The sequence below is a fragment of the Flavobacterium gossypii genome (genome assembly GCF_014138495.1).
In the GTDB taxonomy this organism is placed as follows: domain Bacteria; phylum Bacteroidota; class Bacteroidia; order Flavobacteriales; family Flavobacteriaceae; genus Flavobacterium; species Flavobacterium endophyticum.
Genome location: NZ_JACJIS010000001.1, coordinates 1,562,835 through 1,581,654, shown reverse-complemented (window position 1 = coordinate 1,581,654; position 18,820 = coordinate 1,562,835). Strand labels below are relative to the sequence as shown.

Genomic DNA, 18,820 nt, shown 5'->3' with positions numbered 1-18,820 from the left:
TGCTATTTTTTATGGATTAATCGTGTCAGTTTAATGGATAGATCGGTGAGGATAATCTTAGCATTTCCGTTGCGTTCGATGTGATAGACAGCATCGGAAAGCTCTTTAAATATGTCGTTAATATTGTTGCCGTTTACGAATGGAGCAAAATTTTCCAGCTTGAATTTCTCCACTTTGGGTTCCATGTAAACAAGGCTTGTCGTTTGATAATTCAGCAATAAGGCCTGGCGAAACATTTCGATACAAAAATGCAAAAATTTCTTTTGCGCTTCACGTCCCAGTCCGGCAATCTGTTCGCTCCAAGAAATCAAGTCATTGATTGCGGCAGCGTTTCCTTTTGCCCTAAAAGCAGCTCTAACCCACAACACAAACCATTGCTCAAAAGGCTGTTCTTCGCTGTCTTCATGTAGTAAATGCAATGCTTTGCTGAAATTTCCTTGTGCTTGGTGCGCGATTTTTTTTGCTTCACGCAAATCCATATTTTCACGTGAAACCAAAGCATTGGCAATTATATTTTCATGGATTCCATTGAAATGCAAAACCTGGCAACGGGAACGAATCGTCTGGATGATAGATTCTTCGTCTTCAGAAATCAAGATAAAAAGCGTTCTTTCAGGCGGTTCTTCCAAAATTTTCAGAAGTTTGTTGGAAGCCTCAATATTCATCTTATCGGCCATCCAGACAATCATAATCTTATAGCCACCTTCGTATGACTTCAACGACAGTGATTTCAATACTTCCTGTGCGTCTTCAACACGAATTAGTCCCTGTTTGTTTTGGACGCCTAGGTATTTATACCAGTCGAACAATCCGCCGTATGGATTTTCGAGCAAAAATTGGCGCCAATCGGCTATGAAGTCTAGGCTTTTAGGTTTTGACTTGACATCGTCTGTTGAAACAGTAGGGTAAATGAAATGCAGATCAGGATGCGAAATATTATTGAATTTCACATTACAAGCTTCATTTTCGCCCTGATTTTCTCCTCCAGAATTTTTGCACAAGACATACTGAGCATACGCCAAAGCCATGGGCAAAGTACCGCAACCTTCTGGGCCAACAAACAATTGAGCGTGCGGAATCCTTCCGGCATCAGCGCTTTTCGTAAGATGACTTTTGATATGTTCTTGTCCTAGGATTTCTGAAAATAGCATGGAGCAAATATAGGGGAAAAATGATGAAGAGCGGACAGGCACATAAAAATCTAAAAAGCCGCGATTTTATAAACTGTTCTTCAAATCTTTAAACAAAAATACCTCGTTGTGCATATTTATGGAACCGCGTCTAGGCCTGTCCAAATCTAAAGTAATGTAGATGACGATAGAAGTCAAAAGGCAAAATCCCAAGATATAAAATTTGTCAATCTTCTTCTTAAAACCAGAGCTATAACCGATATAGAAAGAGATAATCACGGAGAAAATCAACAATAGATATACGATCGATTCTGGAACATTAGAATTATAAGCAGCATTGGCAGTGGAAGCAGAGTCAAACATGCTATTTAGAGCCGGAAGCATCATGTTGGAAGGCAAAAACAATTCTTTGTCTTTGGAATAAGAGGCGGCTCTAGTCCATAATTTTTGGCTGATAGCGGCTGATGTGGCAAGAGCTTTATTAATTTTTGCATCATCTCTGTCGGATTCAAAATAAGCAACCCGAGAATCCAGATAGCTGCTAAAATCTATTTTAAATGCTTTTTTTAAGCTATCCGGATAAGTATCTGCTCGCAAAATTGCTGTTCCGATACAATTGGATTCGTCAATAAGGCTGGCTTTTCGATTTTCATACCTTGAACCCGACATTCCGAAAGTGAAAGCCAAAATCAAAGCCAGCAAACCTAGCAATGATGACAAAATGCCAGAATTATCAGAATCTGTTTTTGTTTTTTTAACTCCAAACCGATAACCAAGATTAATCGCGAGAAGCATTGCAAAAAATAAAAAGATGACAATATATTTTGCATCGAGATCAAATAAAAAGGAATGTTTCATAGGTTTGAAAGAATTGATTATTTTTTTGATAATGAGGAACAAAAGGTATAATTCTACTTTTAGAAGCGTAGGCAAATTTTAATAAGAAATAAATGTACAAAATTTTCAAATCCAAATTTGTTGAGCCGGATTTTAGCCAATTATAACGTTTTCGCTAATAATTTAGGCTTATTTTAAATGTTTTGATATTTTTTAGTTCGTTAAAAATCATATATTTGTGAATCCAATAAAAAAATCCACTAAAAGATACTACAATGAAAACTTTGAATGACTTCAATTTCAACCATAAAAAAGCATTAATCAGAGTCGATTTTAACGTTCCTCTAGATGACAATTTTAAAGTGACGGATGCGACTCGAATTGAAGCGGCAAAGCCAACAATAGATAAAATTCTTGCTGATGGCGGAAGCGTGATTTTAATGTCACACCTAGGTAGACCTAAAGGAAAAGAATCTAAATATTCTCTACAACATATTCTTGACAAGACTTCAGAGGTCCTTGGCAAAAAAGTAAAGTTTGCTGAAGACTGTATTGGTCCTGTAGCTGAAGAAGCAGCGAAAAATTTACAACCAGGAGAAATCTTGTTGCTGGAAAATCTTCGTTTTTATTCAGAAGAAGAAGCTGGAGATGTTGATTTTTCAAAAAAACTTGCTTCGCTTGGAGATATTTATGTGAACGATGCCTTTGGAACTGCACACAGAGCGCATGCATCGACAACAATTATCGCACAGTTTTTTCCTAATGACAAATGTTTCGGAACGTTATTGGCTAAAGAAATCGAGAGCTTGAATAAAGTCTTGAAAAATTCCGAAAAGCCTGTGACTGCTGTTTTAGGAGGATCGAAAGTTTCTTCGAAAATTACGGTTATCGAAAACATCCTTGACAAAGTAGATCATATGATTATTGGCGGAGGGATGACTTTTACGTTTATCAAAGCGTTGGGCGGAAAAATAGGCGATTCGATTTGCGAAGACGATAAATTAGATCTGGCACTTGAAATTCTGGAGAAAGCAAAAGAAAAAAATGTAGAAATTCATCTTCCGGTGGATGTCATAGCAGCCAATGCTTTTTCTAATGATGCTGAAACACAAGTTGTAAATGTAAATGAAATTCCTGACGGCTGGCAAGGCCTTGATGCTGGACCTGAATCATTAGAGCGTTTCAAAAAAGTAATCCTTGAATCAAAAACAATTTTATGGAACGGACCGTTAGGCGTTTTTGAGATGGAAAAATTTGCAAATGGAACCATCTCTTTAGGAGAATTTATTGCCAAAGCTACTCAAAAAGGTGCTTTTTCTCTTGTTGGAGGAGGCGATTCTGTTGCGGCCGTAAAACAATTCGGATTAGAGCCTAAAATGAGCTATGTTTCTACTGGTGGCGGGGCAATGCTTGAAATGCTTGAAGGCAAATCATTGCCTGGAATTGATGCAATACTACGTTAAAAAACAATTTTTTTATACTAAACCTTTTAAAAATTAGTTATAAAAAGTTAAGTTTGCAATATGTATAATTATTTGAAATATAATAAGTTATAATTCCCTATTATGAATAAAACAAAAATAACACTACTTTTAGTACCCTTTTTCTCTTTAAATATTCTTGCGCAAGATGCCGTTTCGCAAGAGATCACACCCCAAATTATAACTCCGAAATTATCTGTTTTAGACTCAATAAAAAGCACATTTGTCGATCATGAAGTTGCTTCTTGCGTCGATAAGGAATGGATGGATGAATTGACAAATCAAGACCTTTTCAAAGAAATGGAATTTGATATTGCCAATATCAATCCGGATGAAAAAGTGGATTACGATTTGTCTACCGATTTATTGAAAGCGCGTTTGAAAGAAATGGATGCGAAATCTCCTTTCAACATAGAATACAATCAGGGGTTGGAAAACATCATCAAGTCGTTCTTGAAAAACAGAAAGAGATCCTATGAAAGATTGATGGCGATTTCAGAATATTACTTCCCGATGTTTGAAGCCGCTCTTGCCAAATACGACGTTCCGTTAGAAATTAAATACCTCGCTGTTGTAGAATCTGCTTTGAATCCTCATGCAAAATCAAGAGTAGGAGCGACAGGACTTTGGCAGTTTATGTTTGCTACCGGAAAACAATACAACCTTGATGTTTCTTCTTATGTCGATGAAAGAAGCGATCCTTTGAAAGCGACGGAAGCGGCTTGCCAATACCTTTCCAACATGTATAAAATATTTGGTGATTGGGATCTGGTTTTGGCTTCGTATAACGCCGGTCCTGGAAACGTTTCTAAAGCAATCAGACGTTCTGGAGGTCAGCAAAATTACTGGAACATCAGAAAAAATCTTCCAAAAGAAACGCAAGGATATGTTCCGGCTTTCTTAGCGACAATGTATATTTACGAATACCATAAAGAACACGGAATTGAGCCAAAAAGAGCCGCTATCAGCTATTTTGCTACCGATACGGTAATGGTGAAACGTGAGATGACCTTCAAGCAAATTTCTGATTTATTGGACATTCCGGAATCACAAATCAAACTTTTGAATCCTGGGTATAAATTAGATGTCGTTCCAAGCATCAAAGGGAAAAACAGCTACTTGAGACTACCGCTTCCAAAAATTGCCGTTTTCACGTCTAATGAAGACAAGATTTATGCGTATGCGAAAATTGAAGACGATAAAAGAGAAAAACCTTTTTTCTCTAAAAAGCAAAATGTTCCGGCAATCACTCAGACAGAAACAGCTATTGCTTCTACAGAAGCCAGAAGCCCATACGTAGATTATTCTGATGAGCCAGAAATCGTAAAAGGAAGCAAATTAGTTACCAAGACAAAATACCATAAGGTTAGGAAAGGCGATAATATTGGCGAGATTTCTCAAAAATATGGCGTTACAGTTTCTGAAATCAAAAAATGGAACCGTCTTAAAAATAACAACGTAATGCTTGGTGCCAACCTTAAAATCGTGACTAGCGAAAGAGTGGCTACAACTTCAGTAAAGAAAACAGCTAAACCTGCTGTAAAAACTAAAGATACTACAGAAACAGCTATTGCTGCTGTTGAAAAACAAGAAGCAAAATCTAAAGAAGCTGTTCTTGAAGACAATGATAACAAAGAAGCTAACGAATCAGAATTTTATGTTGTTCAAAAAGGCGATAACCTAAATGCCATTGCTAAGAAATATGGCGTGACAGTTGCCGAAATTAAAGAATGGAACAATCTAGAAGACACCAATGTTCTTTCTGGTAGCAAGCTAAAATTAATCAAGAATGAAAATGCTCCGGTTATCGAAACAAAAGCCGAAAAAGCACAACAACAAATCGCATCTTCATCAAAAGTACACCAATATTTAGTTCAAAAAGGAGACTCTCTTTTCAGCATTGCTAAAAAATATCCAGGAGTTACCGTTGAAAATATCAAAAAATGGAATGATATTAGCAACGAAAACATCAAACCTGGAATGAAGCTTAAAATCCAAGGATAATCTTCCTTGGATTTTAGCTTTTCCATTGCAAAAAGCAACACAATGAAAAAGCTATTGCTCTTATTTTTAGTAACTCTTGCCTTTTCCTGCAATCAAAAAGAAGAAAAAATTTCTGATAAACAATCTATCGGAAACACAAATTCGCTTTCTGTTTTTATTGATGACAAGCTCTGGATAGGAGAAATAGGAGACACGATTCGTAAAAAATTTGCAGCTCCAGTTGACGGACTTCCGCAAGAAGAACCGCTTTTTACTATCAATCAATATCCACTTCACGCTTTCGAAGGCACTTTGGCCAAAAACAGGAATATCCTCTACATAAAAAAAGAGGCTAGGAATGTATTTGACATTTCCGAAAATCAATATGCCGTTCCTCAAAACCTTATCCGTATTTCCGGAAATACTACGGCCATGATTATTGACCATCTCGAAAAAAATGCTTCTGCAATAATTGCACTGATGCAGCAGACCGAAATTGAAGTGAGCCAAAAGACCATCCAGAAATCATTGATGGATGCTAAAAAGCTGAAAGAAAAATTCAATATTTCGCTGCAGGTACCTAAAGCATTTCGGGCAGTTCTTGAAAAAGACAAGTTTTTGTGGCTGAAGAAAGAAATCCAGAGCGGCAATTCCAGCATCTTGATTTACCAGATTCCGTTGCATTGCATTAAAAAAAATGACGAGGCAATCAACAATATCGTCAAGATTCGCGATTCGATCGGCGGCCTTTATATCCACGGTACGACGGAAAACTCACAAATGGTTACAGAAGATTCCTATTCACCCTATCTTTTAAACACCACTTTGGATGGCATGAAGGCCTATCAGACCAAAGGAAATTGGGAATTACGAAACGACACGATGTCGGGACCTTTTATCAATTACAGCATCATTGACGAAAAGAATAACAGGATTCTTATAATCGAAGGATTTTGCTACGCACCGTCTACGCCGCAAAGAGATTTGATGCACGAATTGGAGTCGATAATCAAAAGTATTAAAATTTTAAAATAAAGAAATGTCCCTGATTTGGAAAATAAAGCCTTTTAAGGCGCTTTCTCTCGACGAACTATACAATGTGTTGGAATTGCGAAGCGAGGTCTTTGTGGTCGAGCAAAATTGCGTCTATCAAGACATCGATGGAAAAGACAGAAAGGCTATTCACATAATCGGCGAATATGAAGGCGAAACGGTTGCCTACTGTAGAATCTTCAAAGCAGGCGATTATTTTGAACAATCCTCTATTGGCAGGGTCATTGTCAAAGAAACCTATCGCGATAAAAAATGGGGACATGATTTGATCAGGGAAGCGATCGAGGCCGTCAAAAGTAATTTTGGAGAAAGCAAGATTACGATTTCAGCTCAGCTGTATCTCAAAAAATTCTATGAAAGCCATGGCTTTGCTCAAACCAGCGAAGAATATCTCGAAGATGGAATTCCGCATATCGAAATGAAAAGAGGCTAAATCTTCGTAATCACCAGCTCAACACGACGGTCTAAATCTGGCCCTTTTCCAAGGGGCTGTGTGTTTCCGTAACCTTTAAACGTCATGCGTGTTTTTGGCACTTTTTTAAAAGCCAAGTATTTGTAGACGGCTTCGGCGCGGTTTACAGAAAGCTTACGTTTTTTAGTATGCTTGTCAATAGCTTCTTTGTGGTAGGGAGGCGTACAGCAGACGTGACCTTGGATTTCGAACTCAAGATTTTTATATTTTAAAAGCTGCCTGGCCATCCTGTCCAATTCGGTTTTTGATTTCATCGTGAGTTTGCTGCTTCCTTTTTCAAAAAGCAATTTCTCTAAATAAATCCTATCGCCAACCACATGGTTTTTGCGGATTTCGCTGTAAACGCCTGGCAATTCTAGTTTTTCAATCGGAATTTCCTTGAAATTCATCACGACATCGACGCGTCGATTTTTGGAACGAACTTCTGAAATGTTGTCGATATCGTCTTCAATCAAGATTCTTCCTCTTCCCTCGATAGTGACGATAATTTTGCTTTTGATTCCGTTTTCGACTAGCTTGTCTTTGATGGCATTGGCACGATTGCTGGAAAGCTTGAAATTATATTCATCTTTACCGCGGTCGTCGCAATAGCCGTAAATACTGATGGATTCAATCCGAACGGAATCGGTGGACTGTATAAATTTTGTGACTTCTTCAATCTGATGATCAGTCAGGTTGAATTTGTTGGTGTCAAAATAAACGGAATGCACTACTTCTTCTTGCGCCGCAACAATTCCAAAAATAAACAGGGGGATAATTTTAAGAAAACGAAGCATTATTTTACTAGTATTTTGTTGTATTCTGCAGGATTATTCAGCAGGGCAGTAGCCTTTTTAATTTCGGAATTATTTTTTGTGTAATATTGGTAAAGTCCTTCTTTGTACTGGTATCTTCTAATGATTTCGTCTAAAATAAGTTCCTTAATTTCTGCTTGGTGCTTGTTCAGCTGTGTCTCGTCGCTTTTCTGCAAAGCGGTAAGCAATTGCTGGAATTCTGCTTTGATGTCTTCGTCGATTTTTTCTTTTTTAGCCGATTCAAGCGTTTTTTTCAATGATTGCTCCGTTTCGGTATCAAACACAAATTTCTGGTCTTTTAGGAATTTTTTAAAATCAGCGTAATCTGCATCTGTAACCGTTGGGATTTTATCACCTATAGCTGGTTTTGTATAATAGTATTTGGTCACGTAATTAAAGATACCGTCATTTTTGACCAATGCTTCAGTGATAGCGCTCAATTTTGTTTCTGCAAGTTCTACGTCAGGCTGTATTCCACCACCGTCATACACAGTTCTTCCTTTTCTGGTTTTGAAGGCATTGTAGTTTTTTTCATCGGTGCGGATGGCTTTTCCATCCTTATCTTTATGCGCATAATCCAACGCCTGAATACATCTGCCAGAAGGCGTATAATATCTTGAAATTGTTACTTTTACTTGTGTTCCATACGTTAAGTCGATTGGTCTTTGCACAAGTCCTTTTCCAAAACTTCTGGCGCCAACAATAACCGCTCTGTCCAAATCCTGTAAGGCACCTGCCACGATTTCTGAAGCAGAAGCGCTTCTTCCATCGACTAAAATGACCAAAGGAATTTCAGTATCTACAGGAGCTTTTGAAGTACTATAAGTGTTGTTGTGCTTTTCGATATGCGATTTTGTAGTCACGATCGTTTCGCCGCTTGGCACAAAAAGGTTACAGATATTTACAGCTTCGCCCAATAGTCCGCCAGGGTTTCCTCTTAAGTCTAGGATTATTTTTTCGGCACCTTCGTTTTTTAGTTTTTCTAAAGCTTGTTTTGTTTCTAAGGATGCTTTCGCATTAAATTGAGAAAGAACGATATAGCCTGTCTTATCGTCTATTTTAGAGAAGAACGGAACAGCTTTCAGATCAACTTCTTCCAAAACTAAAGTCGTGTTGTTTGTTTTTCCTTGGCGAATGTATTTTATGTCGATTTTGGCATTCTTGCTTCCTTTCAGCAACTGCGAGGCATCGTCTTTAAAATCGGCAAGATTGACATCGCCAATCTGGATAATTTCGTCTCCGGCTTTTAATCCGGCTTTATCGGCAGGATAGTTTTTATACGGCTCCTTGATAATTAGCTTGCCATCTTTTCGAGTGATCATGGCTCCTATGCCAGTATATTCGCCCGTGTTGTTGATTTTGAATTTTACGACATCCTGTTCGTTGAAATAAACCGTATAAGGATCGAGCTCCAAAAGCATGTTTTTGATTGCCTTGTCCATCAGGTCGCCCGGATTTGTTTCGTCTACATAATTCATATTCACGGTCTTGAACATCATCGTGAATATTTCTATTTGTTTTGCAATTTCAAAGAAATCATTTCTGAAACTCGCCCCAACATATAAAAGACCTCCCGCAACTACCGGAATGATATATCTCTTTTTTAAAAATGCATACATAATTTTAAGCTTTTTTTCTTTTGAACCTTCTGCGGATGATGAAAAACAAGACCACTAAAATAAGAATAAATGGCCAAACATTTAAAATCCATAAAAATAAACTTGAAACTCTAAGAAAACCAGTTTCTAGGGCATTTCCCATTTTGTTTCCATAGGATTGCGCCACACCACTTTCTGCGGGTTTGGTCTTATAAAATTCAAGATAGACAGAGCTCATCGCTACTTGGCTTTGCATGTATTTTAACTGTCCTTCTTTCGATTCTATTTCTTCTCTTATTGTTGAAAGTTCTTTTTCTATTTCTAGTATTTCCGAAACCTTTCCTGCCTTTTTGAGCAGTTCCAGATATCGCGCTTCTAAAGTCTTTTTAGCCTTCAGCCTTGCTTCTGTATCAATGAATTCTGCGGTAACATCGTCTGAGGAGATTTCTTTTTCATCAAAATAGGAAACGCCTTTTCCAACGGCAGTTATAAATCCTTCAAAATTCTGGTTTGGAATCCGGACTGTAATTTTTCGGTAAATTGAATGGTTGTTTTTTCCTTCAACATCTTTTTCAATACTGGCTTTGTTGTCTTTTACAGCTTTTCGGACTTGTTCGGTTGTTTCCGCTAAATCGTCAGTTTCAAAAGTTAGTTTGGCCGTTTTTATGATTTTCTGCTCAATTTCTGGGGAAGATGATTCCGAGGGAGCATAGCTTACTTTATCAGCCATAGGCTCGCTCATTTCTGCCGCAGAGTCATACGCAACAGCTTCCATATTATCAACATCATTTTTACAAGAAAAAAGAAAAAACAGAATAAAAATTGGGAGGATGGTTTTCATATAAGTTTGTTTTATAATCTGTTAACGAAAAATCTTTCATTTTTAGTGTGTTGCAGACTTATATGCACGGAGTGTTATTCTTCTTTTGGTTTTAGTTGAAGATGGAATTTTTCAAAAAGCTGTATGGTTTTCTGATTTATTTCTTCATAAGACAGCTTGTCTTTTGTCTGGTATAAGAGCATAAATGCGTAGGGTTCTTCCAAAGAATCGAGCAAAAGGGTTTTGTTGAGTCGGTAAGTTTCCCGCAGTACACGCTTGAAATAATTTCTGTCGACCGCTTTCTTGAAATACTTTTTAGAAACAGAAACCCCGATTTTCAGCTTTTGGTCTTCTTCAAGAACAGCTTTCGTATATACCAGCCTTAACGGATATTTTGACACCGACTTGCCTTCGCGAAACATCAGGTCAATCGTAGTCTTGCTTTTTAGTTTTTCCGATTTGGGATAGGTAGTCATTCTCCTGGATTTACGGATAGATATTATATACGATTTTTAAATCAGGATAGTTGATGTAGAATTGGATGCGGTTGCCTTGTTTTTTTCGAGTGATGATTTCGATGACACAGCGGTCGCCGCTATTGTCGATGCAATTAAAAGTAACCGTTTTGTCTGTTTCGTTTTCTATCGTTTTTCCATACACTTCAATGTTGTACAATTGAGTCTGTGCTGAGTTTACGACAATTCGGTTCTTATCGCCGTCCAAAGTGATGATAAGGCTCGTGTCTTTGAAATCAGACCATTTTCCCCATCCGCCTTTTGCGTTTTTTTCCATAACGCTGTAGCTGGAAGTCTTGAATCTGTATTTCTGTGCAAAAGTTTGCTGTGTACCAGCAACGAAGAAAAATAAGAAGGCTACTATTTTTAATGCTTTCATCTTAAAATTTATAAAGCGGTAAAGTTACAAATATATTTGGATTGTAAGATTTGAGTGCAAATCATTCCTCCATGCCATCCATTGCATAAAAACTATGCCAGTTTGAAATAAAAATAACGCTAGATTGCATTGTTTCCCCAAAAATTTAACATAAAATTTCTACACAATCCCCAAAAATCTACAGATTTCAAAATGATTCTGAAACAAATTATTATGGGAATCTTGATATCAATCCAATTAATAAATTTTATAAAAACGCTTTATTTACGGGGACTTTGTGTCAGTTTTTATATAATCAGAGTAGATGTCGATTTGATAAATTTTTGTCAATGGCATTGAAATTGCCTTATACTTGGAAAATATACCAAACCACTATAAATCACACAAAAAATTCACTATGAAAAAATTAATTTTAAGCGCGATCATGCTTACCGGAGTTGTAGCATTTGCACAAGAAACGCCAAAGAAAACGACTAAAGAAGCCGTAAAAAATGCAGCAACTACTGCAACCGCCGAAAAGAAAACAGAAGTTTCTAAAACCACGGAAGTGAAACAAGAAGCCAACGGAGCCAAAAAAGTAGAAACTACTACCACCAAAACTGCTGAAATTGCAAAACCAGCAGCTCCAGCGCAACCAGCTACAACAGCTAAAAAACAAGAATAGTATAATCCTAACCGACCAACTATCTATTAAAACCTCTGGAAATTTCCAGAGGTTTTTTTGTTAGCTGTGTTTTATTAGTTTTTTTGCGATTTCATTCAATTCTTCACGATGCTGATCGATGTAGGCCAAGCCTGCTTGAATCAATTCATAGATGTTTTTTGAGGAAACATCATCCATCTCTGGCGATGCATTTTTTAAAGAAGGCATCAAGCGATGGTAGTTCTGCCTGTTTCGGGCACCAAGCGTTTCATACATTTTACGGAGATGATAGTCGGTGGTTTCTACGTTTGCCGAAAGCAGTATGTCGATAAGTGGCTGAATCCACTTTACTTTTCCAGCATTTTCAAACTGCCTAAAATTATAGGGCTTTAATACTTCTCCCGTGCCAATAGATAGGATAATCATATCGCTTATTTTGGGATAATCTTTTTTTTCAGGATGCTGCAATATTTTTGAAAATTCAATTTTTCTAGCTTCAGCGTAAGCGCATAAGGCAGGGTTATTGGCATATACGCCGCCGTCTATGAGCGTGAATTCCTGCCCATACAGCGATTTTATTTTGGCAGGCTCGAAATAGGTGGGCGCTGCTGAGGTTGCCCTGCAGGCATCTTTGGCGTAGAAATTTTCTAAATCGGAATTCGCTTCATGGCTGGTAAAAAATTTTGCTTTTCGGTGAAAGATGTCGTACGAAGTAATCAGGCAGGGTTTTATGAAATCTTTGATTTCGAGTTTTCCGAATACTTCCTGAAGCTGTCTTTCTAAAGCTCTCTGAGAAATTTTTTCATTAAAAAGCCCAAATGGATTGATGAGCTGTTGCCAAAATGAGACATTGAAAATAGTTTCGCCGTGCTTGGCATATAAATCCAGCGCAGTTTCGACGGAATATTTTGCTTTTTTGTCGCTATTGGGAAAAAGAAGAATAGCCGCAAGGATTCCGCCAGTGCTGGTTCCGGCGATAAGGTCGAAATAATCGCCAATTTTTGCATTAGGATTATCGAGCTTTTGGAGCTGTTCTTCAATATATTTTAAAATGACGCAGGTAATAATCCCTCGGATTCCGCCTCCGTCCAGGCTTAAGATTCTGATTTTTTTTGACATGGCTTTTATGATTTAAGATTTGGGGTCTTGTCGTTTTTATAGCCTACAGGCTCATAATGACTGTTTTGAAAACAGTTTGCAGTATCGTGTTTTTGATGTTATTGATTCTGATTTTTGATAATCCTGCTCCTTGCAATGCTTTAAGAGTGATTAAGTCCTGCTGACTTTTCAGCAACCATGAAAACTCTTCTTCTGTTAGCGATGCTGTGGCTAGTAATATCGACCAGCGTTCTAATTTTTCTCTTGATTTTTCCAAAAAATCATTGATGTCTTTTTGGATTTCCGGCTTGAATTCTTTGTACTTGTCGCCTAAGAGTTTGACAAGTTCTCGCTTAAGTTCTTTTAATAATTTGTCGATATCCATGATTTCTAGTTATTACTGTTGATGAGGCCCAAAAGCCCTTCTTTTGACACTTTGTCTTTTTTGATTTCATATTGTATTAGCAAGTCCAAGGCTTCCAATACTTGCTTTTTCGATTCTTGAAGAAAAATAGGCGACAAAGATTCTTTCTCTTTCCAGTGCTTGAAAAATCCTGAAAGGAGGTTTTTTTCTTTGTCGGTCAGCACTTTCCACATAGTGAAAGTAATTTCGTTATCGGGCTTGTTTTTTTCATATTCCATCAGCTTTTCTACGTCCAACAAAAAAGCTTCTGCTTCTTGCTGGTGTTTTGGATAGGGCGATGTTGCCTTGTCCATTAATTTTGAGGCTTCTACTTTTAGTTCTGTCGTTTTCTGATACGAATATTGATCAAAGATTGCCGTCCTTGTCGACTCGCAGGAAACTGATAGAGAGACTAAAAAGAAAAGCGCAACGATGTTTCTCATTGTTTTCATAGATGTTAATTTAGAATTACATATCCGTTTTTATCTTTCTTAAGCTTTGATAATTTTTTCCAGCTATTGAGGTTTCTTTTGTCAAAATGAGGCATGTCTTTGAATGTTTTCCAATTGCCGCCCCATTCCCAGCCATGCTTTGCAAAAATTTTCACGCATTCATACCAATCAGCAATTTTATCATTGTCCCAATCTTTTGCGGTATCCCAAGAAGCTGTTTTTCCATCAATAATCAAGCAGATATCTACTGCAAAACCATAATTGTGAATTGATTGTCCGCCTTTTGCATTGGTCACTTTTTTACCGGGGTTTGTTCTACCTTGAGCATATAAAATATCTTGTTCTTCAAAAGTTCGTAATCCTTGCGTAATTCTGACTTTAGCTCTGCCAGTTAGGGCGCTGTCGCATTCTTCAATAATTTTTGTGACTTCTTCTCTTACCGAAGGATGAAGCTGGGCAATGCGTTGTTTTGTATATTTATCCATAAGTGTTTAAAATTAATTACATTACAAATTTATAAGAAAAAAATCAATCAAACAAATTAAATTAAGAATATTTTCTATTAAATTAAGTTATTTTAAATTTCTATTATACTGTTACATGTTTGATATAGTGTTAATTATAGTTGTGCTTGCTAATTGAGAACTATTAGTATAAAGTAAAAGAAAGCTTATTTATATAAAAGTACGATATATTTATGTAGGATTATTTGTAATTTAGATGTATTTAATCTTAATTATTTTCATAAACAGAAGATTATATTATTTTTTATAGATTTTTTTCATAGCTTTGTGCAATAAATAATACTTTAATCATATGGTTTCAGAAAGAGTAGGGCAATATATGGCTAAAAAAGGCATAAGTTTTTATGCTTTTGAGAATAGCATTGGTGCCAGCAGAGGAAGTATTTCAAAAGCTGTAAAAGAAGGAAAGAGCATCGGATCGCAAGTTTTAGAAAATATTCTTTCCATTTACAAAGATTTGAATCCGGCATGGCTTCTTACAGGCCAAGGAAATATATTTTTGGATAATGAAGAAATTCTCAACAACAAGCAGATTGAGACATATAAGTTAAAAACGGATAGTTATGTTGAAAACCAGCAGATTCCGCTTTATGATATTGAAGCAATAGCTGGTCTTGTTCCGTTATTTCAAGATAGCAAGTCACAAGATCCGATTGATCATATTTCTATTCCGCATTTGCCAAAATGCGACGGAGCGGTCTACGTGACGGGCGATAGTATGTATCCGCTTTTGAAAAGTGGCGATATTGTCTTGTATAAAGAAATACACGATGTGGCTAATGAGATATTCTGGGGAGAAATGTACCTTCTAGGAATCGATATGAGCGGTGAAGAATATGTTACCGTGAAGTATATCCAAAAATCCGAAAATCCGGGCTGTGTGAGGCTCGTAAGCCAAAATAAGCACCATCAGGATAAAGATGTGGAACTTTCAAAAATAAAAGCGCTGGCTTTGGTAAAAGCAAGCATTAGGATTAATGCCATGAATTAAAAAGGCGGACAATATTGTCCGCCTTTTTTATTAGTTTTTCAAGATCTTGCTGTTATCCGGAATTGGAGCAGGATATACGTTATTGTCTTTTTTGACATCTGCCATGAGGTTTTCGGGGTCAATTTCAATCTTGCTGATTTGTCCCATTCCTTTGTCAATGGTAAATTTTAACGACGGATAGGCCCAATCCCAGCCTTTCAAGAAAGTTCTTTTTACGCCTGGATATGGATTTTCTTTTATGCCGCGCATCATCTGCAGTGGCGCATAGAATGTTTCTTTGCTTCCATCTACGTAAGTAACGACAATGTCTAAAGGCATTGGCATTCTTCCTATTCTTTGCAGAACAACTTCTGTCTTTCCGCCTGCATCTCGTACTTCTTTAATGGCATAATCGATGGTATTGGTTGTCTGTGTCCAATCTACCAAATACCAATCCAGATTCATCCCTGAAACCTTTTCAGCGGTTCTTTTGATGTCATTTGGTGTCGGGTGCTTGAATTTGAAGTCATTATAAAATTTATGAAGTGTTTTTTGAAGATTTGCCTGTCCGATAATGTATCCTAACTGTGTAAGGAAAATTTCTCCTTTGCTATAAGATGAGATACCATACACCATATTTTCTTCAAATCGATCTGCATGTGTGGATTGTGGCTGTTCTTTTCCAGTCTGAACCATATAGAAATAGTTAGAATATGCAGACTCAAACGGATTCTTTTCGTCTTTATTCGGCAAAACTTTTGCCATTGCCAAATCAGAAATATAGGAAGTAAATCCTTCGTCCATCCAGCCGTGTTTGGATTCATTTGTTGCTAAAACATGTTGGAACCAAGAGTGGGCCATTTCGTGAGCTGTAACTCCGACAAGGCTTCCGTACGATCTTTCTCCAGTAATCAGAGTACACATAGCATATTCCATACCGCCATCGCCTCCTTGAATGACAGAGTATTGTTTGTAAGGATATGAACCTACATTTTTATTGTAGAAATCCATCAATTCAGCCGTTTTTGGCTGCATTTTTTTCCAGTTTTCTCTAAGTTTTGCTTTGTCTTTGTAGAAGAAATGCAGCTCTACGTTGTTCGGACCTTTATAAATATCGTGGACATAATCTTTATCGGCTGCCCAGCTGAAGTCATGCACCATCGGTGCGTTGAAATGCCAAGTCAGGGTTTTTACTTTTCGAGGAATTTTTACTTCGACACCTGCATCTTCGTAGCCGTGTCCGATTTCGTTTTTATTTTGGAGATATCCTGTTCCTCCCAAAACGTATTTCTTATCGATAGTGATTTTTATGTCAAAATTCCCCCAAACGCCATGAAATTCTCTTCCAATATACGGATCGGCGTGCCATCCTTCAAAATCATATTCGGCCATTTTTGGATACCATTGCGTCATCGAAAGCGCAACACCTTCGGAACTGTTTCTTCCAGAGCGGCGAATTTGTTCAGGTACTTGTCCGTCAAAATCTAAGGTAAATTTGGTTTTGCTTTTTGGAGCCAAGGGTTTGACCAATTCAACTTCTAAGACGGTTCCAACAGCGGTTGTTGTAGCCGAAACGCCATCTTGCATGAAATTGGTCACGTTAAGGTAGCCCATCTGATTGGGCTTCAAAAGGCTTATTCTGCTTTCGGTTTTTTCAACGCCGCCAGATTTTGACGTCTTGACCATCCTTTTGTCTGGATCAACAATTGTCTGAAGCCTGATGTCCATTTCGCTTCCAGGCTGGAAAGCATTGTTGTATAAATGGAAAAAGACTTTTTTCAAAGTGTCTGGTGAATTGTTCGTATAAACCAGTTCTTGTTTTCCTTTGTATTGGTATGTTTTTACATCCATGTTTACGTCCATTTTATAATCGACGTGTTGCTGCCAATAACCGTTCTGTGCCTTTGCATTTCCACAGAATAATGAAAATACTGAAAGTAAAAATAGTTGTTTCATAGGTGTATAAAATAAAAAATGGAAGGGAAACTCCCTTCCATCTTGAAAGTTGTTGAATTTTATTTTTTTGTCTTAGCCATTTTTTCAGCCATAATCAAGGCGTTATAAGCATTGACCATTTTTCCGGATGTCGAAATTTTTGAAAACGAACGCTTGTTTGATTTTTCGCCGTTTAGAACTACATCAATATTAGTTGGAATACCAGAATCCATCAAAATGTGTTTCACTTGAGAAGCTGTAAGTGATGGATAATAAGAACGAATCAATGCAGCAACTCCTGCAACGTTTGGAGAAGCCATAGAGGTTCCTTGCTCGTATTTGTATTCGTTGTTTGGATAAGTAGCGTAAATCTTAACACCAGGAGCGAAAACATCTACGTCTTTGCTTCCGTAGTTAGAGAAGCTTGCTACTAAGTTTGTTCCGTATGTTGTATCTAAAGCACCTACTTTTATTACGTTGTCAGCGATTTCTCCAGAAGCGATTCTGTCATTTGGGAAACGCTCTTCTACATCTAGGTCAGCACCTTCATTTCCTGCTGCCAAAACAATCAATACGTCTTTGCTTGCCGCATATTTGATGGCGTCGTAAACCCATTGTTTGTGTGGAGAAAACCCTTTTCCGAAACTTCCGTTGATTACTTTTGCTCCGTTATCTACCGCATAGCGGATACCCAAAGCGATGTCTTTATCGTATTCATCTCCGTCAGGCACAGCTCTAACAGCCATAATTGCTACATTGTTTGCAATACCGTCGCCGCCAAGTCCATTGTTTCTAACTTGAGCAATGATTCCAGAAACGTGAGTTCCGTGAGAAGCACCTTCTTTTTTAGGTCCGGTAACATTGCTGTTTCCATGTTTTGAATCGTTTAAGTCGTCGATATTATCGCCCATGATTTTTCTTCCATCATGCTCAAGATTCAAATTGTAGTTCAACTGGTTATAGATGTGGTCTTGGTATTCTTTTAGCTCAGACTTGAACTCAGGTCCGGCTTGCGAAATAACCGAAAGCATTACTTTTTTGTATTGGTTTACAGTCGGGTCTTTAGGCTCAAAAGCTTTTAAGTCTTCGAACGTATAGTTTTCTTTTTTTAATTCTTTTTGGATGGTCTTATCCGCATTGTTGATGAAATCAAACTGTTGTTTTGATGCCAACGCTTCTTGATATTCTTTTTCGTAAGCTGCTTTAGCTTTTTTGAAATTTTCTGAACCGTCGTCTCCTTTACGGACAATTCTTGTCATTTCTAGCGTTTCATTGCTTATATCGCCAAGGAAATTCCATCCGTGGATGTCATCGATATAACCGTTTTTGTCATCGTCGATTCCGTTTCCAGGAATTTCTTTTGGATTAGTCCAGATAATAGGTTTCAAGTCCGGATGTTCGATATCTACTCCTGAATCGACAACGCCCACTATCACTTTCGTGCCTTTTTTGTTTTTGATCAATTGAGAATAGGCTTTGTCAACGCTCATTCCCGGAACAGTATCTTTTATGATATCCAGATGGCTCCATCTTTTTAAATCATCTTCTTTGATTTTTGAGGTTTTCAAAGGAAGATTTTCGATACTCGTTACTGGAGCAATGCTTTTTGAAGCACCACATCCCGATAAAACCAACACTGATAGAAGTGAAAGGAAGGACAGTCTTGTTATTTTCATTTTCAAAAAAAATTTGATTTCGATTATTTCGCCAAAAATACGCCTACTTTGTTACAA

General features: G+C 37.4%; 19 protein-coding genes. 6 read left to right on the top strand and 13 right to left on the bottom strand.

The genetic code is table 11. The features are described 5' to 3' along the window. Positions 1-2: 2 nt before the first annotated feature. Positions 3-1,151, bottom strand: coding sequence for a DNA polymerase III subunit (locus GGR22_RS07265; protein WP_182493107.1), 1,149 nt, complete (start codon positions 1,149-1,151; stop codon positions 3-5). Positions 1,152-1,217: 66 nt separating this feature from the next. After that, the gene (locus GGR22_RS07260) at positions 1,218-1,988 is read right to left on the bottom strand and encodes a hypothetical protein (protein WP_182493106.1); all 771 of its coding nucleotides are present in this window, start codon (positions 1,986-1,988) and stop codon (positions 1,218-1,220) included. A gap of 254 nt (positions 1,989-2,242) precedes the next feature. Here GGR22_RS07260 and GGR22_RS07255 point away from each other — a divergent pair, with 254 nt between their 5' ends. The 4 genes from GGR22_RS07255 (at position 2,243) to GGR22_RS07240 (ending at position 6,917) form a co-directional block, all read left to right on the top strand. Continuing rightward, positions 2,243-3,430 carry a phosphoglycerate kinase gene (locus GGR22_RS07255; RefSeq protein ID WP_182493105.1) on the top strand — a complete coding sequence of 396 codons (1,188 nt, stop codon included), beginning with the start codon at positions 2,243-2,245 and terminating at the stop codon, positions 3,428-3,430. A 102-nt stretch (positions 3,431-3,532) separates the two neighbouring features. Further along, the gene (locus GGR22_RS07250; RefSeq protein WP_182493104.1) at positions 3,533-5,452 is read left to right on the top strand and encodes a LysM peptidoglycan-binding domain-containing protein; all 1,920 of its coding nucleotides are present in this window, start codon (positions 3,533-3,535) and stop codon (positions 5,450-5,452) included. A gap of 42 nt (positions 5,453-5,494) precedes the next feature. After that, complete coding sequence (locus tag GGR22_RS07245) at positions 5,495-6,466, top strand: DUF4837 family protein (RefSeq protein WP_182493103.1); 972 nt, start codon at positions 5,495-5,497, stop codon at positions 6,464-6,466. A gap of 4 nt (positions 6,467-6,470) precedes the next feature. Next, positions 6,471-6,917, top strand: a complete 447-nt coding sequence (locus tag GGR22_RS07240) for a GNAT family N-acetyltransferase (RefSeq protein WP_182493102.1) — start codon at positions 6,471-6,473, stop codon at positions 6,915-6,917. On the opposite strand, the gene GGR22_RS07235 is transcribed toward GGR22_RS07240, so the two are convergent. From GGR22_RS07235 to GGR22_RS07215, 5 genes are all read right to left on the bottom strand, one after another. Next, entirely contained in the window at positions 6,914-7,732 is an 819-nt protein-coding gene (locus GGR22_RS07235) for an OmpA family protein (protein ID WP_182493101.1), read from the bottom strand. The two genes, GGR22_RS07240 and GGR22_RS07235, sit on opposite strands and share 4 nt — an antisense overlap. After that, on the bottom strand, positions 7,732-9,369 hold the full coding sequence (locus GGR22_RS07230) for a S41 family peptidase (RefSeq protein ID WP_182493100.1): 1,638 nt from the start codon (positions 9,367-9,369) through the stop codon (positions 7,732-7,734). Before GGR22_RS07230 ends, GGR22_RS07235 begins: the two co-directional genes overlap by 1 nt. A gap of 4 nt (positions 9,370-9,373) precedes the next feature. Beyond that, a complete protein-coding gene (locus tag GGR22_RS07225) occupies positions 9,374-10,189 on the bottom strand; it encodes a DUF4349 domain-containing protein (RefSeq protein WP_182493099.1) in 816 nt (271 codons plus the stop codon). A gap of 74 nt (positions 10,190-10,263) precedes the next feature. Continuing rightward, positions 10,264-10,644 (bottom strand): ribonuclease P protein component, encoded by a 381-nt coding sequence (gene rnpA, locus GGR22_RS07220; protein WP_182493098.1) that lies wholly within the window; start codon positions 10,642-10,644, stop codon positions 10,264-10,266. 10 nt (positions 10,645-10,654) lie between these two features. Continuing rightward, positions 10,655-11,062 (bottom strand): hypothetical protein, encoded by a 408-nt coding sequence (locus tag GGR22_RS07215; RefSeq protein ID WP_182493097.1) that lies wholly within the window; start codon positions 11,060-11,062, stop codon positions 10,655-10,657. A 397-nt stretch (positions 11,063-11,459) separates the two neighbouring features. On the opposite strand from GGR22_RS07215, the gene GGR22_RS07210 reads away from it, so the two are divergent. Continuing rightward, the gene (locus tag GGR22_RS07210) at positions 11,460-11,726 is read left to right on the top strand and encodes a hypothetical protein (RefSeq protein WP_182493096.1); all 267 of its coding nucleotides are present in this window, start codon (positions 11,460-11,462) and stop codon (positions 11,724-11,726) included. Positions 11,727-11,786: 60 nt separating this feature from the next. Here GGR22_RS07210 and GGR22_RS07205 read toward each other — a convergent pair whose 3' ends face one another. Genes GGR22_RS07205 through GGR22_RS07190 form a run of 4 tightly spaced genes read right to left on the bottom strand, consistent with a single transcriptional unit; the run spans position 11,787 to position 14,143 of the window. Next, positions 11,787-12,824 carry a patatin-like phospholipase family protein gene (locus GGR22_RS07205; protein WP_182493095.1) on the bottom strand — a complete coding sequence of 346 codons (1,038 nt, stop codon included), beginning with the start codon at positions 12,822-12,824 and terminating at the stop codon, positions 11,787-11,789. A 43-nt stretch (positions 12,825-12,867) separates the two neighbouring features. Beyond that, entirely contained in the window at positions 12,868-13,188 is a 321-nt protein-coding gene (locus tag GGR22_RS07200; RefSeq protein WP_182493094.1) for a hypothetical protein, read from the bottom strand. Positions 13,189-13,193: 5 nt separating this feature from the next. Further along, positions 13,194-13,658: a hypothetical protein gene (locus GGR22_RS07195; RefSeq protein ID WP_182493093.1), complete on the bottom strand. Its 465-nt coding sequence runs from the start codon at positions 13,656-13,658 to the stop codon at positions 13,194-13,196. Between the two features lie 5 nt (positions 13,659-13,663). Further along, complete coding sequence (locus GGR22_RS07190) at positions 13,664-14,143, bottom strand: M15 family metallopeptidase (RefSeq protein WP_182493092.1); 480 nt, start codon at positions 14,141-14,143, stop codon at positions 13,664-13,666. 331 nt (positions 14,144-14,474) lie between these two features. Here GGR22_RS07190 and GGR22_RS07185 point away from each other — a divergent pair, with 331 nt between their 5' ends. Beyond that, positions 14,475-15,173: a S24 family peptidase gene (locus GGR22_RS07185; RefSeq protein ID WP_182493091.1), complete on the top strand. Its 699-nt coding sequence runs from the start codon at positions 14,475-14,477 to the stop codon at positions 15,171-15,173. A 30-nt stretch (positions 15,174-15,203) separates the two neighbouring features. On the opposite strand, the gene GGR22_RS07180 is transcribed toward GGR22_RS07185, so the two are convergent. Beyond that, on the bottom strand, positions 15,204-17,108 hold the full coding sequence (locus GGR22_RS07180) for a M1 family metallopeptidase (RefSeq protein WP_182493090.1): 1,905 nt from the start codon (positions 17,106-17,108) through the stop codon (positions 15,204-15,206). A 59-nt stretch (positions 17,109-17,167) separates the two neighbouring features. Beyond that, a complete protein-coding gene (locus tag GGR22_RS07175) occupies positions 17,168-18,763 on the bottom strand; it encodes a S8 family peptidase (RefSeq protein WP_182493089.1) in 1,596 nt (531 codons plus the stop codon). Between the last annotated feature and the right edge of the window lie 57 nt (positions 18,764-18,820).